Here is a 14,430-nt window from a genome sequence, read left to right on the forward strand (position 1 = left end):
GATGCAGGCAGGCAGCATTCTGGTCGCGGACGACGACGCCGCCATCCGCACGGTCCTCAGCCAGGCCCTGTCGCGGGCGGGCTACGACGTCCGCTCGACCGGCAACGCCACCACGCTCTGGCGCTGGGTCAGCCAGGGCGAGGGGGATCTCGTCATCACCGACGTGGTGATGCCGGACGAGAACGCCTTCGACATGCTGCCGCGCATCAAGAAGCTCAGGCCCGAGCTGCCGGTCGTGGTGATGAGTGCCCAGAACACGCTGATGACCGCGATCCGCGCCTCGGAGAAGGGGGCGTACGACTACCTGCCCAAGCCCTTCGACCTCAAGGAGCTGATCGCCATCGTCGGCCGCGCCCTGACCGAGCCGCGCAACAAGGTGCCGGCCCGCCCCCAGGACGACGCCGAGGCGATTCCGCTGGTCGGCCGCTCGGCGGCGATGCAGGAGATCTATCGCGTCCTGGCCCGGCTTATGCAGACCGACCTCACCGTGATGATCAACGGCGAGTCCGGCACCGGCAAGGAACTGGTGGCCCGCGCCCTGCACGACTACGGCAAGCGCCGCAACGGCGCCTTCGTCGCCATCAACATGGCGGCCATTCCGCGCGACCTGATCGAGTCGGAGCTGTTCGGCCACGAGAAGGGCGCCTTCACCGGCGCCAATGCCCGGTCGTCCGGCCGCTTCGAGCAGGCGGAGGGCGGCACGCTGTTCCTCGACGAGATCGGCGACATGCCGATGGAGGCCCAGACCCGGCTGCTGCGCGTGCTGCAGCAGGGCGAGTACACCACGGTCGGCGGGCGCACGCCGATCAAGACCGATGTGCGCATCGTCGCGGCCACCAACAAGGATCTGCGCATCCTGATCCAGCAGGGCTTCTTCCGCGAGGATCTGTTCTTCCGCCTCAACGTCGTGCCGCTGCGCCTGCCGCCGCTGCGCGAGCGCGCCGAGGACGTGCCCGATCTCGTGCGCCACTTCTTCAAGCTCGGCGAGCGCGAAGGGCTGCCGGTCAAGCACATCGATGCTGCCGCGATGGAGCGGATGAAGCGCCATCGCTGGCCGGGCAATGTGCGCGAGCTGGAGAATCTGGTGCGCCGCCTCGCCGCGCTCTACCCGCAGGAGACGATCACCGCCTCCATCATCGAGCAGGAGCTGTCGACGCCCGAATCCATGCCGCTGGAGGGCGAGACCCTGGCGGACGAGACGCTGTCCGCCTCGGTGGAGCGGCACATGGCCCGGTATTTCGGCAAGTTCGGCGACGACCTGCCGCCCCCCGGCCTCTATCACCGCATCCTCAAGGACGTCGAGGAGCCGCTGATCGGCGCGGCGCTGGCGGCCACCCGCGGCAACCAGATCAAGGCGGCCGAGCTCCTGGGCGTCAACCGCAACACGCTGCGCAAGAAGATCCGCGACCTCGACATCCAGGTCATCCGCACCATGCGGTGACGGCGCCACGGGCCTGGCCCGCGGTCAGCGCGGGGCTACGACCGGCGTTATCCGATAGGCGCAGCGGCGGGCGCCGGCGACGATGTGGTCGATGCGCTCCACCTGCCAGTCGCGGCCGATGACTTCGCGGAACAGGTCCAGCTCGCTGGCGCAGAAGCCCTGGCAGACCATGGCGGCGGCGCAGATCGGGCAATGGTTCTCGACGAGCAGGAACGAGCCGTCCGGCTCGCGGGTCCAGGCCGCCATGTAGCCTTCGGCCGTGCGCGCCTCGGCCAGGGCGGCGAGCCGGCCCTCGATCGACGGCTTGATGCCGCAGCGGCTGCGATAATAGGCGCGCACATGTCCGGCCCGCCGCGCCACCAGGGCATCCAGGCCCGCCTCGCCGAACTCGTCGCGGACGAGGCCGATCAGCTCGGCGGTCAGCTCGGCATGGGTGTCGGGAAAGCGCGACTGCGCCGCAGCGGTCAGCGACCAGGTGCGACGCGGCCGTCCGCGGCCGGACGGCGTGTCGGCGAAAGCCACCAGCCCGTCGCGCAGCAGCCGGTCCAGGCTCTGGCGCGCCGCCTGGACGCTGACCTCCAGCTGCGCCGCCAGCACCTCGGCGCTGGTCGGGCCGAGCATCTTGAGTCGGAACAGCACGGCCTCGGAACCCTTGTCCAAATCGCCTCTCTTTTTTAGCAATACAGTACTTGCTTAAATAGTAGAATTAAGCAAGATTGCCATTGTTAAATAACCGAGGCAAGCGGCATGGCGAGGCTCTCGATCTGGCGCGACCTGGCCGGGACCGGCCATCTCAAGACCTTTGCCATGATCTGCGGCGGCATCTGGCTGCATGCCGCCGACTCCCTGGTCACGGCGACGCTGATGCCGGCCGCCATCGCCGACATCGGCGGCGTCACCCTGATCAACTGGACGATCGCGCTCTACCAGATCGGCTCGATCGTCACCGGCGCCGCAGCCGGGGCGGTGGTGCTGCGCCTCGGCCTCAGACCGGCCTTCCTGGCCGCGATCCTGGCCTACGGCATCGGCTGCCTGATCGGCGCCCTGGCGCCGGACATGCCGATCTTGCTGGCGAGCCGCCTGCTGCAGGGCATGGGTGGCGGCATGCTGCTGGCGCTCGGCTATGTCGCGACACAGGCGCTCTTTCCCGAGCGCCTGTGGAGCCGCCTGATCGCCCTCGAAGCCGTGATCTGGAGCGTGGCGGCGCTGACCGGCCCGCTGCTCGGCGCCCTGTTCGTCGAGATCGGCTTCTGGCGCGGCGCCTTCTGGCTGTTCCTGGTCCAGGCGGCCGTCCTGACGGCGGCCGTGGCGGCGCTGCTGCCCAACCCGGTGCTCAGGCACTCCGGCGGCCGCTGGCCCTGGCTGCCGCTGCTGCTGCTCTTCGCCGCCGTCCTGGCGATCTCCGCCGCCGGCGAGGCCGGCGGCATGACGGCCTCGATCGTCCTGGCCGGGCTCGGCGCCGTGCTGCTGGTCGTGGCCGCCCGCCGCGACGGCATCTCGGCCGATCGGATGCTGCCGCGCCACAGCCTGACGCCTGGCCATCCGCTGGCCTCGGGCCTCGGCATGGTGCTGCTGCTGTCGGCCTCGACCACCAGCTTCTGGATCTACGGCCCGCTGGTGCTGAAGCTGGTGTTCGACGAGCCGCCCCTGATGGCGGGCTGGCTGCTGGCCGGCGAATCCGTCGCCTGGAGCGTCAGCACCCTGCTGGTCTCGCGCGCGGCGCCATCGCGCCAGCCGGCCTTGATCCGCACCGGCGCCGTTCTCGCGGCCCTCGGCGCCTGCGGCCTGGCGCTGGCCCTTACCCTGGGCTCGCTCGCCGGACTGGCGCTGTGCGTGCTGCTGCAGGGTGCCGGCTTCGGCGTGTTCTGGCCCTTCCTGATGGGGCGTCTCACCGCCAACGCCGCGGCGGAGGACCAGACGCTTGCCGCCGCCGCCGCGCCGAACGTCCAGCGCATCGGCTACGCTCTCGGCGCTGCGGCTGCCGGCATCGCCGCCAACTCCGCCGGCCTCGCCGAAGGCGCGACCGCGGCAGCCGCCGCCTCGGCCGCCCTCTGGGTCTTCGTGGTGTTCGTGCCGTCGGCGCTGCTCGGCTGCCTGGCGGCGTGGCGTTTCACCGGCACCGGGGTGAAATCGGCCCTGGACACGCGCGAAGGAGCCGAGGCATGACGGACAAGGGTACGGCGTTCCGGGCGCCGCACGGGGATTCGCGGGCGCTCCTCAATTCCGACCAGTGGGGTGCCAGCGTCGCCACCCTCTCGGTCGGCACGAGCGGCGTTGCCGCTTCGGGAGAGGCCGATGGCAGCCCTATCGCCGCGCGGCCATGAGCAGCATCATCGGGCGCTCCAGCTCCTCCGCCAGGTCGGGGACCTGCGCGACCTGCTCGGCCGTCGGCGCGAACTCCTCGACGTGGCGGATGGCGAAGCCGGCGCTGATCAGCGCGTTCAGGGTCGTGCCGACCCGGCGGTGATATTTGAGCACACCCTTGGCGAACCAGTCCGTCCGCCGCTCGCCCTCGATGGCATAGCCGTTGACCGGCCAGGTCTTGCGGCCGTCCTCGTCCGCCCACCACCGCGGATGCGCCGCGGCCATGTAGATCGGGTGCTCGACGGTGAAGACCAGGTCGGCTCCCGGCACGAGCGAACGGTGGATCGTGCGCGCCAGCCGCGCGAAGTCCCGGATGTAGTGGAAGGCGAGAGCGCTGTAGGCGAGGTCGAAGCTAGCTTCGGGCAGGTCGAGCTCCTCGAGGTCGGCGATCCGGTATTCGATCCCCGGATCGGGCGTGTCGGCCTTCGCCCGGGCGATCATGTTCTCGGACAGGTCGAGGCCGAGGGCGGAGGCGGCGCCGTGCTCGCGGGCCCAGCGCGCGAACCAGCCGAAGCCGCAGCCCAGATCCACCACGCGCCTGCCGGCCGGGTCGGGCAGCACGGCGCGGATGGCCGGCCATTCCGGGGCTCCCGAAAGCCCGTGGACCTGGCGCGGCAACTGGCTGTAGCCGGCAAAGAAAGCCGGATTGTCGTAGATGTTCTGTGCCATGAGTGTCTCCATCGAAGGGGCCGCCGCAGGGACTGTCAACGGCAGGCGCCGCCAGCCGAGGGCCGGGGCGGGACGCGGCCTACTCCGCCTCCGGCGCTGCCCACCGCGCCACGTCCGCCTCCTGTCCGATCATTGCCAGGCCGGCGGCGATCGACTCGAACTGGTCGGTGCTGGTCAGCCGCTCCGCGCCGAAGCGATTGACGAACAGGTTTCGGATCGCCGGCACCAGCGACGTGCCGCCGGTGAGGAACACGCGCTCGATCTCGTCCTCCGCCGTGCCGGCGCGGCGCAGCACCTCGTCCACCGTGGCGGCGATGCGGGCGACGTCGGGCGCGATCCAGCTCTCGAAATCCCGGCGGGTGACCGTGGCGCCGATGTCGATGCCCTCGCCGGCGAAGCGGAAGCGGACTTCGTCGCCGGCCGAGAGGGCGAACTTGGCCTCCGAGACGGCGCGGTAGAGAGCGAAGCCGAGGTCGAACTCGATGATATCGGCGAACTTCAGGAGCAGCTCCGGCTTCAGCGCCACCTTGGCGAGGTCGCGCAGGCCCTTGAGGTCGCCATTGGCCTTCATCATCGCCAACTGGTGCCAGCGCGCCAGGTTGGCGTAGTAGTGGTTGGGGACGGCCAGTTCCTTGTCGAAGGAGCGATAGCTTGAGCCCTTGCCGAGCCGCGGCGAGACCACCCGGTCGACGATGCGATAGTCGAAGGCGTCGCCGGCGATGCCGATGCCGGCATGGCCCAGCGGCTCGGCCCTGAGCTGGCCGCCGGTCCGCTCGAAGCGCATCACCGAGAAGTCGCTGGTGCCGCCGCCGAAGTCGGCGACCAGGACGGTGGCGTCGCGCTGCAGGCCGCGGGCGTAGAAGAAGGCGGCACCGACCGGCTCGAACACATAGGTCGCCTGACCAGCTTCCATCCGGCCGAAGGCGTCGCGGTAGCGCTGCATGGCGAGGCCGTCATTGGGGTGCTGGCCGGCGAACTTGACCGGCCGCCCGATGACCACCCGCGCCCCTGAAAGATCGAGCGGCGCCCCGGCGTGCCCGGCGAGGCTGCGGAGGAAGGCGACCAGCAGGTCCTCGAACCGGTATTTCTCGCGGAAGATGCGGGTGTCCTGGAACGTGGCGCTGGCCGCGAAAGTCTTGAATGACTGGATGAAGCGCTGCGGCGCGCCGGCGTCGACGAGCTGGTCGATCGCCCACGGGCCGCCCTCCACGCGCGTGGTGGCCGAGCCGCCGCGCCGCTCGTCCCAGAAGCAGAGCGCCGAGATGTAGCTGTTCAGTGGCCGGCCATTGTGGTCGAAGGTCACGGTCATGGCCGGCGCGCCGGGCCGCGCGATGGCGACGACCGTGTTGCTGGTGCCGAAATCGATGCCGATCGACATGTCGGCGGCAGGCTGTGTCGGCATGGGGCGCTCGCGGGTGGAAAGGGGGCGGGGCTCTTAGCGCATGTGGGCCCGCGGCGCCAGCGCCGGCTGGTCCGCGGCACGGGCCGGCCCAGGGCGCGCGGTTTCGGGGCTTGCGCTGCCGCCGGCCTTGAACATGGCCAATCCCACCTGGGGCAGGTTGATTCGGCCGGCGCCGTCAGGGTTTGGCCGGTTCCTCGCTCGTGCAGCCGACGGTCGGGCAGTTGAGGCCGAAGCCGCGATCGTCGCGCCTGCACGCGACCAGGGATTCACCGGAGTAGGGCAGGCCGTAGCAGGTCTTGTCGGCCCGGCACGTTTCGACGCTGCCATGGCGGCCGCAAGGATCGCCGGACCTGGCGGGGCACCAGTCGTCCGGCCGCATGCCGCACCGGTTGGCGGCCGGCGCGGCGGTGCCCAGCACCAGCAGGGTGAGGACGGCGACAGGCAGGCGCATGCGGGCTTCCGGAAGGTCTGGCGCAACCGGCGCGACGGTAGCATGATCGCCGCGGCAGAGGGGAGTATCGCATGGGACAGGTGGTGCGCCGGGCATCGCTCCGGGCTTTGGTGCTGGTTCTCGCGGTCGCGGCCGCCGTGCCTGCAGCGGCGATCTCGCCCCAGCCGGTCGAGGGCCGGCGCGGCATGGTGGTGAGCGACCAGGCCCTTGCCTCGCAGGTTGGCGCCGAGATTCTGCGCCGGGGCGGCAATGCCGTCGATGCCGCCGTGGCGGTCGGCTATGCCCAGGCGGTGGTCAACCCGTGCTGCGGCAATATCGGCGGCGGCGGCTTCATGACGCTGCGGCTGGCCGACGGCCGCTCCTTCTTCATCGATTTCCGCGAGAAGGCGCCGGGTGCCGCCAGGCCGGACATGTATCTCGACGCCAAAGGCGCGCCGACGCCGCGCGCCAGCCTCGACGGCTGGCTCGCAGCCGCCGTGCCGGGCTCGGTGATGGGACTCGACACGGCGCTGACGCGCTTCGGCACCCTGCCGCGCGCCGACGTGATGGCGCCGGCGATCAAGCTCGCCCGTGAAGGCTTCGTGCTCAACGCCGCCGACGCGGCGATCCTGGCGTCCGGCACCGAGGCCTTCAGGCGCGACCCCGGCATCGCCGCCATCTTCCTCAAGGAGGGTCGCGGCCTGCAACCGGGCGAGCGGCTGGTGCAGGCCGACCTCGCCGCGACGCTGGAGGCCATCGCCAAGGACGGTCCGTCCGTCTTCTATCAGGGCGCCGTCGCCGACAAGCTCGCCGCTGCCAGCCAGGCCGGCGGCGGCCTGATCACCAAGGCAGATCTCGCCGCCTATACGGCGCCGCTGCGCGATCCCGTCACCTGCAGCTATCGCGGCTACGACATCCTGGCGGCGGCGCCGCCGAGCTCGGGCGGCACGGCGATCTGCGAGCTTCTCAACGTGCTGGAGTTCTATCCGCTCGGCTATCTCGGCTACGGCTCCGCCGACACCGTGCTCTTGATGGCCGAGGCGATGCGCCATGTCTATGTCGACCGCAACAACACGCTGGGCGACCCGGACTTCGTCAGCAATCCCGTGCAGAAGCTGACCTCGAAATCCTATGCCGCCTCCGTGCGCGCCGTGATCGACCGCAACCGCGCCACGCCCTCGCGCGACGTCGGGCCGGGCATCCCCCCGCACGAGGGCACGCAGACCACCCATTATTCCGTCGTCGACGCGGCCGGCAACGCCGTGGCGGTGACCTATTCGATCAACGCCTATTTCGGCGCCAAGGTGATGGCGCCGGGTACCGGCTTCTTCCTCAACGACACGATGGACGACTTCACGCTCAAGCCCGGCGCTCCAAACATGTTCGGTCTGGTCCAGGGCGAGGCCAACGCCATCGCGCCGAACAAGCGGCCGCTGAGCTCGATGAGTCCGACGATCGTCACCCGCGGCGGCAAGCCCTTCCTGGTGCTCGGCAGTCCCGGCGGCGCGCGCATCATCACGGCCGTGGCGCAGGCGATCATCAATATCGTCGATCATGGCATGTCGCTGCAGGAGGCGGTCGACGCCCCGCGCATCCACCATCAATGGCTACCGGACGTGATCTATGCCGAGCCCTACGCCCTGTCGCCCGACACGATCCAGGCACTTGTCGAACGCGGTCATCGCGTCGCCGTCCAGAAGCCCTGGGCGGCGGTCGAAGCCATCCTGTCGGCCGACGCCCGTCCGGCCGGCGAGGCCCTGCCGTCCTTCGGCGACGACACGCTGAAGCTCTGGCAGCCCAAGCCGGGCACCGTCTTCGGCGCCAACGACAATCGTCGGCCGGCGGGAGCGGCGGTGGCCGAATGAAAGCCTGAACCGCCCAGCCGCTTGCCGGCTTGCGGGGGCTTCGGGACGGGTGGCGGAGCGAGGCCCGCTGCGGCCCGCATGGCGTGGAGACGTGTCATGTCCACCCTGAGCAAGACCGAGATCGAGGCCCTCGACCAGGCGATGGCCCGCTTCGTGCCGATCTTCTACAGCGGCAAGGGCTATGAGCAGGACTGCGTCAAGGCCATCGCCGACGACGGGGCGATCGCGCTCACCGTTGAGAATCCCTGGGCCGGCAACACCGGCTACGGCTCCAAGAGCACCATCGCGCTCGACCGGCAGGCCGCTCGGGACCTCGGCCTCTGGCTGCTGGCGGCGGCGCTGTCCAAGTCCTGGCCCTGAGTCGTCCGGCCGGACGCCGTCACCGCCGCTTCATCCGCCGGCGCTAGGGTGTGCCCCCAGGGCGATTCTCCGGCGAGCGAGGCATTCGCGGCCATGTTCCAGCTCTCCGTGCCGCCGGCGCCGATCGTCCCCGACCAGGATTACATGTCCGGTCTCATCTGGGCCTATGCCATGATGCCGGGCGAGCCGGCCCGGCCGCTTGCCGCCGACGCGGTGGCCGAGGCGCTTCGGCGGCCCGAAGGCTGGGTCTGGCTGCATCTCGACCTGATCGACCGGCGCGCCCATGGCTGGGTCGGGCAGGTCTGCGGCCTGCCGCCGGCGGTCCGATCGATCCTGGAGCACCACGACGAAGCACTGACGCTCGGCCATGAGGCAGGGGTGGTCTATGGCGTCTGCGCCGATTTCCACAGGGAGTGGGCCCGCGGCGGCGGCGGTGTCGGCCGGCTCTATTTCGCGGTCGCCCCGCGGCTGCTGGTCACCGGCCGCCGCCATGCGCTGGCCTCGGTCGAGGCGGTGCGCGAGGCGCTCGACGCCGGCCTGCGGCCGGAAAGCGGCTATGCCCTGTTCGAGGCCATTCTCTCCCGCTTCTGTCGGGCCGCCGGCCGGCGCCTCGCCGAGGTGACGGGCGAGCTCGACGCGGTGGAGGACCACATTGTCGGCGAACGGCTGAGCAATGAGCGGCGGCGGCTGGTGGCGGTGCGCCGGCTGGCCGTCTCCGTGCATCGGCCGATCGCGGCGCTGGTCGCGATGTTCCAGGAGGAGGATCGCGGCAACTGGGAGCTGCCGTCCTCCGGCCATGCCATGCTGCAGCGCCTGGGGGCCCGGCTGCAATCCCTCGACCGCGAGGTGATGATGGTGAGTGAGCGGGCGCGGCTGCTGCAGGAGGAGGTGGCGAGCGAGCTCGCCGAGGAATCGAACCGCAGCCTCCGGGCTCTGGCGGTGATGACGGCGCTGCTGCTGCCGGGCTCGCTGGTGGTCGGCATCTTCGGCATGAACACCGAGGGCCTGCCGCTCACTCACACCGAGGGCGGGTTCTGGATCGCGATGGGCCTGCTTGGCCTTGCCACGGCGCTGTTCTACTGGGCGCTGCTGCGCGCCGGCGCCAGCCTGAAGATATGAGCCCTGCCGTCGCAGGTTTCCCGGGATCGGGCCGGGCGGTTTTCAAAGTGTCATACAAAGCGACTACCACCCGCTGCAGGGACGCTCACTGATCCTGGGCCAGTTCAAGCAGGGGGATGACAAGATGAACCTTTCGCTGCGGGGCGCGGTGCTCGCCGCCGCCAGTCTTCTGAGCCTCGCCGTCGGCACCTCGACGGCTCTTGCCGAAAAGACCAGGATTGATTTCTGGTTCGGCAACACCGGGGACATTGCCAAGCGCGTCCAGGAAGTGTGCCAGCACTTCAATGACTCGCAGAAGGACTATGAAGTCACCTGCACCAGCCAGGGCTCGTATGACGCTGCGGTGCAGAACACCATCGCCGCCTTCCGCGCCGGCAAGCAGCCGACCATCGTCCAGGTCTTCGACGTCGGCACCGCGACGCTGATGCTCTCCGACGCCTATTATCCCGCCGACAAGCTGATGGCCGACAACGGCTACAAGGTCGACTGGAACGACTACTTCCCCGGCATCGCCCGCTACTACGCCACCTCCAAGGGCGAGATGCTGTCCTTCCCCTTCAATTCTTCCACGGCGCTGCTCTACTGGAACAAGGACGCCTTCGCCAAGATCGGCAAGGACCATGCGCCGGGGACCTGGGAGGAGGCGGGCGAGGACATGAAGGCGCTGAAGGCCGCCGGCTACAGCTGCCCCCTCGGCTTCAACATCAGCCGCGACGAGAGCTGGCAGTTGCTGGAGCAGTTCTCCGCCATCCATGGCGAGCCGATCGCCACCAAGAACAACGGCTTTGACGGGCTCGACGCCGAGCTCCTGTTCAACAAGACCAAATTTGTCCAGTACATCAAGGATCTCAAGAGCTGGTACGACCAGGGCCTGGCGGTGATCAAGTCGAAGGAGACCGGCCAGACCATGGTCGAGGCCTTCGCCGGCGGCGACTGCCAGATGATCCTCACCTCGGTCGGCGACCATGGCGCCATCGGCCGCACCGCCAAGCCGGACATGGCCTGGGATGTCGCCTGGCTGCCGGTCTACAAGGGCACGGAGCGCAAGAACTCGCTGGTCGGCGGCGCCTCGCTCTGGGTCCTCGCCGGCAAGTCGCAGCCCGAATACAAGGCCGCGGCCGCCTTCTTCGACTTCATCGCCAAGCCGGAAGAGGCGCTGTTCTGGTCGACCAACACCGGCTACATCCCGGTGCGCAAGTCCGGCTACGATTTCATGGTCAAGAACGGCTTCTACGACAAGGCGCCGTACAAGGGCCGCGAATGGGCGATCAAGAGCCTGACCGCCAGCGAGCCGACGCCGATCACCCGCGGCATCCGCCTGGGCGCCATGATCCAGATCCGCGGCGAGGTCGCCAACGGCCTGCAGGCGGTCTTCGCCAAGAACGAGGACGTCCAGACCGCGATCGACACCGTCGTCGCCCGCGGCAACGACCTGACCAAGCGCTTCGCCGACACCTACGAAGGCAAGGCCTTGCCCTGACCGGCTCGTCCGGGCCGGCGCCCGGACACAGCCATAGCGGGTCCCGGGCCGGCAGCCGCTGCGTCCGGGACCGGCGCCTGAAGACCGTCACGCCGGTCTCCCTCGAGACACGCCCCCGACGCTTCGCACATCGCATGGAAAAGCGCGTCACTTTCTCGTCCACGACCATCGGCCTGCTCTTCGCCGCGCCGATGCTCCTGCTCGTCTTCGTCTTCTTCTACTGGCCGAGCGGGCAGGCGCTCTACTGGGCCTTCACGCTGGAGCAGGCCTGGGGCGGCGGCAACCGCTGGGTCGGGTTCCGCAACTTCACCGAACTGCTGCGCGATCCCGTCTATTGGGACGCGGTGGGGCGCAGCCTCGTCTTCGGCCTCGCCTCGACCGGGCTCGCCATGGGCCTTGCCCTGATGCTGGCGCTGTTCACCGACCGCAACCTGCGTGGTGCCCGCGTCTACCGCACCGTGTTCGTGTGGCCCTATGCCATCGCCGCGCCGGCCCTGGGCCTGGCCTTCCGCTTCATCCTGGCGCCCGAGGCGGGGCTGCTCGCCTTCGTCAACACCGCCTGGCCGGGCCTGTGGAACCCGGCCCTCGACGGCACTGACGCGATGATCGCGGTGATCGTCACCTTCGCCTGGAAATATGTCGGCTACAATTTCATCTTCTTCCTCTCGGCGCTGCAGGCGATCCCGCACGCGCTGATCGAAGCGGCGGCCATGGACGGCTCGGGGCCGCTGCGCCGCATGCGCGACATCCAGCTGCCGCTGCTGACGCCGACCCTGTTCTTCCTCGTCGTCATCAACATCACCGAGAGCTTCCAGGACAGCTTCGGCATCGTCGACATCATGACGTCGGGCGGGCCGGCCCGCGCCACCGAGCTGATGGTCTACAAGATCTATTTCGACGGCTTCAGGGGGCTCGACTATTCCGGGGCCGCCGCCCAGTCGATCATCCTGATGCTGCTGGTCGTGGCCCTCACCATCGTCCAGTTCCGCTTCATCGAGCGGCGCGTCCACTACAAGTGAGGCCCATGGTCGAGCGCACACCCATCTTCGACGCGATCTGTCAGATCATCCTGTTCCTCGGCCTCATCGTCGCGGTGCTGCCGTTCCTGATCGTCGTCATCGCCGCCACGCACGACCTGCGCACGGTCAACACCGTGCCGATGCCGCTCGTTCCCGGGCACGACTTCATCGCCAATGTGACGGAGGCATGGACGCGGGCCCATCTCGGCCAGAAGATCGCCAACAGCCTGATCTTCGCCGCCGCCGTCGGAGCCGGCAAGGTGGTGCTGGCGGCGATGGCCGCCTTCTCGATCGTCTACTTCCGCTTCCCCGGCCGCTGGCTGATCTTCTGGGCGATCTTCCTCACCCTGATGCTGCCGCTGGAAGTGCGCATCGTGCCGACCTATGCGGTGGCCGCCAACGCGCTGCAGCCGTTCCAGGCCATCCTCGACGTCACCGGCCTCAGCTGGGTGATCGCCCGGCTGACCGGGGTCGAGGTCAAGCTGCAATGGGGTCTGCTCAACTCCTACACCGGCCTGGTGCTGCCGCTGGTGGCGACCGCCACCGGCACCTTCCTCTATCGCCAGTTCTTCCTGACCATTCCGGACGAACTGTGCGAGGCGGCGAAGATGGATGGGGCCGGCCCACTGCGCTTCTTCCTCGAAGTGTTGATGCCCCTGTCGAAGGCCAACATGATCGCCCTCTTCACCATCATGTTCGTCTGGGCCTGGAACCAGTATCTGTGGCCGCTGCTCGCCACAACGGACCCGGCCTACGGCACGGCCGTGACCGAGCTGAAGGAACTGATCCCGTCCAATTACGGCGTGCCCGACTGGAACGTGGCGATGGCCGGCACGCTCATCGTCATGCTGCCGCCGCTCATCGTCGTGATCGTCATGCAGCGCTGGTTCGTGCGTGGCCTGATCGCCACCGAGAAATGACGACCCGAACAGGGACACTTGCCATGACCGACATCGCGATCAGCAAAGTGCGCAAGAGCTACGGCCGGACCGAGATCGTCCACGGCATCGACCTCGCCATCCGCCGGGGCGAGTTCATCGTCGTCCTCGGTCCGTCCGGTTGCGGGAAGTCGACGCTGCTCAGGATGATCGCCGGCCTTGAGCAGATCACCTCCGGGGAGATCGCCATCGGCGGCCGGGTGGTCAACCGGCTGGAGCCGCGCGAGCGCGGCTGCGCCATGGTGTTCCAGAACTACGCGCTCTATCCCCACATGACTGTTGCCGAGAACATCGGCTACGCCCTCAAGGTAGCGGGCCTGCCGCGGGCGGAACGCCGCGAGCGGGTGATCAAGGTCGCGACCTCGCTCGGCCTCGAAGCCATGCTCGACCGCAGGCCAGCGCAGCTTTCCGGCGGACAGCGCCAGCGCGTCGCCATGGGCCGCGCCATGATCCGCGAGCCGAAGGTGTTCCTGTTCGACGAGCCGCTGTCCAACCTCGACGCCCGGCTGCGCGTGCAGATGCGCGCCGAGATCCGCAGGCTGCACCAGCGCCTCGGCACAACCTCGATCTTCGTCACCCACGACCAGGTCGAGGCCATGACCCTGGCCGATCGCCTCGTGGTGATGAACCAGGGCCGGGTCGAGCAGGTCGGCACGCCCGCCGCCGTGTTCGGTCTGCCGGCGACCCGCTTCGTCGCCGGCTTCATCGGCTCGCCGCCGATGAATCTGCTCGACGGCGAGGTCGGCCAGGACGGCGTCTTCATCTTCACCGGCACCCATCGCCTGCCGCTGCCGCGCGCGGCCGGCGAGGCGCTGCGCGGCCGCAGCGTGACGCTGGGCGTGCGTCCCGAAGCGATGAGGATCGGCGCCGCCGACGAGCCGGGAGCGTTGCGCGCCGTCGTCGACTTCATCGAGGAACTGGGGACCGGGCGGATCGTGCAGGCCGACATCGACGGCATGCCGGTTTCCATCGCCGTCACCGGCGCCTGGCGGCTCAGCCCCGGCGAGGCCGTCGGCCTGTCGATCCCGCCCGACGCCGTGCATCTCTTCGCCGGCGAGACCGGCGAGCGCCTGGATGTCCCAGCCGTCGCGCCGGCAGCGGTCGCCTGAGCTGCGAGGGCCGAGAAGCCGGCCCGCGCCATGCCCGAGATCGTCACTGCGACCGGGCCGGCTCCCGATGGCTTCGAGCAAGGCCTGCCGTAAATCCACATTTTGTTGACCTGGGTTCTCTGTCCGGCCGCTGATGGCCGTCGCGGCCGGCCGGGCATGCTATCCGACATGCCGATGCTTGATCACCGAGCCCGTGCCGGCGAGCCCCATGATCGCCGGCCTCGTGCTCGCCGC

At 69.3% G+C, this 14,430-nt stretch carries 14 protein-coding genes; 10 read left to right on the plus strand and 4 right to left on the minus strand.

Translation table 11 applies throughout. The features are described 5' to 3' along the window. Position 1 precedes the first annotated feature (1 nt). The gene (gene ntrC, locus AC27L4_RS20495) at positions 2-1,441 is read left to right on the plus strand and encodes a nitrogen regulation protein NR(I) (RefSeq protein WP_487144500.1); all 1,440 of its coding nucleotides are present in this window, start codon (positions 2-4) and stop codon (positions 1,439-1,441) included. Positions 1,442-1,465: 24 nt separating this feature from the next. On the opposite strand, the gene AC27L4_RS20500 is transcribed toward ntrC, so the two are convergent. Then, a complete protein-coding gene (locus AC27L4_RS20500) occupies positions 1,466-2,101 on the minus strand; it encodes a helix-turn-helix transcriptional regulator (protein WP_487144210.1) in 636 nt (211 codons plus the stop codon). Positions 2,102-2,188: 87 nt separating this feature from the next. On the opposite strand from AC27L4_RS20500, the gene AC27L4_RS20505 reads away from it, so the two are divergent. Together AC27L4_RS20505 and AC27L4_RS20510 are read left to right on the plus strand one after the other, a co-directional pair. Beyond that, on the plus strand, positions 2,189-3,607 hold the full coding sequence (locus AC27L4_RS20505; protein ID WP_487144211.1) for an MFS transporter: 1,419 nt from the start codon (positions 2,189-2,191) through the stop codon (positions 3,605-3,607). After that, on the plus strand, positions 3,604-3,765 hold the full coding sequence (locus tag AC27L4_RS20510) for a hypothetical protein (protein WP_487144212.1): 162 nt from the start codon (positions 3,604-3,606) through the stop codon (positions 3,763-3,765). The genes AC27L4_RS20505 and AC27L4_RS20510 overlap by 4 nt, the downstream gene beginning before the upstream one ends. On the opposite strand, the gene AC27L4_RS20515 is transcribed toward AC27L4_RS20510, so the two are convergent. The 3 genes from AC27L4_RS20515 to AC27L4_RS20525 form a co-directional block, all read right to left on the minus strand. Beyond that, positions 3,746-4,474 (minus strand): class I SAM-dependent methyltransferase, encoded by a 729-nt coding sequence (locus AC27L4_RS20515; protein WP_487144213.1) that lies wholly within the window; start codon positions 4,472-4,474, stop codon positions 3,746-3,748. The genes AC27L4_RS20510 and AC27L4_RS20515 overlap by 20 nt on opposite strands. A 79-nt stretch (positions 4,475-4,553) precedes the next feature. Next, positions 4,554-5,876, minus strand: a complete 1,323-nt coding sequence (locus AC27L4_RS20520) for an Hsp70 family protein (protein ID WP_487144214.1) — start codon at positions 5,874-5,876, stop codon at positions 4,554-4,556. Between the two features lie 175 nt (positions 5,877-6,051). Then, positions 6,052-6,327, minus strand: coding sequence for a hypothetical protein (locus tag AC27L4_RS20525; protein WP_487144215.1), 276 nt, complete (start codon positions 6,325-6,327; stop codon positions 6,052-6,054). A 71-nt stretch (positions 6,328-6,398) separates the two neighbouring features. On the opposite strand from AC27L4_RS20525, the gene ggt reads away from it, so the two are divergent. The 7 genes from ggt (at position 6,399) to ugpC (ending at position 14,196) form a co-directional block, all read left to right on the plus strand. After that, positions 6,399-8,171, plus strand: a complete 1,773-nt coding sequence (gene ggt, locus AC27L4_RS20530) for a gamma-glutamyltransferase (protein WP_487144216.1) — start codon at positions 6,399-6,401, stop codon at positions 8,169-8,171. 96 nt (positions 8,172-8,267) lie between these two features. Next, a complete protein-coding gene (locus tag AC27L4_RS20535; RefSeq protein ID WP_487144217.1) occupies positions 8,268-8,531 on the plus strand; it encodes a hypothetical protein in 264 nt (87 codons plus the stop codon). 93 nt (positions 8,532-8,624) lie between these two features. Beyond that, positions 8,625-9,650, plus strand: coding sequence for a CorA family divalent cation transporter (locus AC27L4_RS20540; RefSeq protein WP_487144218.1), 1,026 nt, complete (start codon positions 8,625-8,627; stop codon positions 9,648-9,650). Between the two features lie 124 nt (positions 9,651-9,774). Further along, complete coding sequence (locus AC27L4_RS20545) at positions 9,775-11,130, plus strand: extracellular solute-binding protein (RefSeq protein WP_487144219.1); 1,356 nt, start codon at positions 9,775-9,777, stop codon at positions 11,128-11,130. Positions 11,131-11,264: 134 nt separating this feature from the next. Next, positions 11,265-12,149 carry a carbohydrate ABC transporter permease gene (locus AC27L4_RS20550; protein WP_487144220.1) on the plus strand — a complete coding sequence of 295 codons (885 nt, stop codon included), beginning with the start codon at positions 11,265-11,267 and terminating at the stop codon, positions 12,147-12,149. A gap of 5 nt (positions 12,150-12,154) precedes the next feature. Then, on the plus strand, positions 12,155-13,069 hold the full coding sequence (locus tag AC27L4_RS20555) for an ABC transporter permease subunit (RefSeq protein WP_487144221.1): 915 nt from the start codon (positions 12,155-12,157) through the stop codon (positions 13,067-13,069). Between the two features lie 23 nt (positions 13,070-13,092). Beyond that, positions 13,093-14,196, plus strand: coding sequence for a sn-glycerol-3-phosphate ABC transporter ATP-binding protein UgpC (ugpC, locus tag AC27L4_RS20560; protein WP_487144222.1), 1,104 nt, complete (start codon positions 13,093-13,095; stop codon positions 14,194-14,196). The last annotated feature ends 234 nt before the right edge of the window (positions 14,197-14,430 follow it).

The sequence above is a fragment of the Labrys sp. Lb11 genome (genome assembly GCF_057554225.1).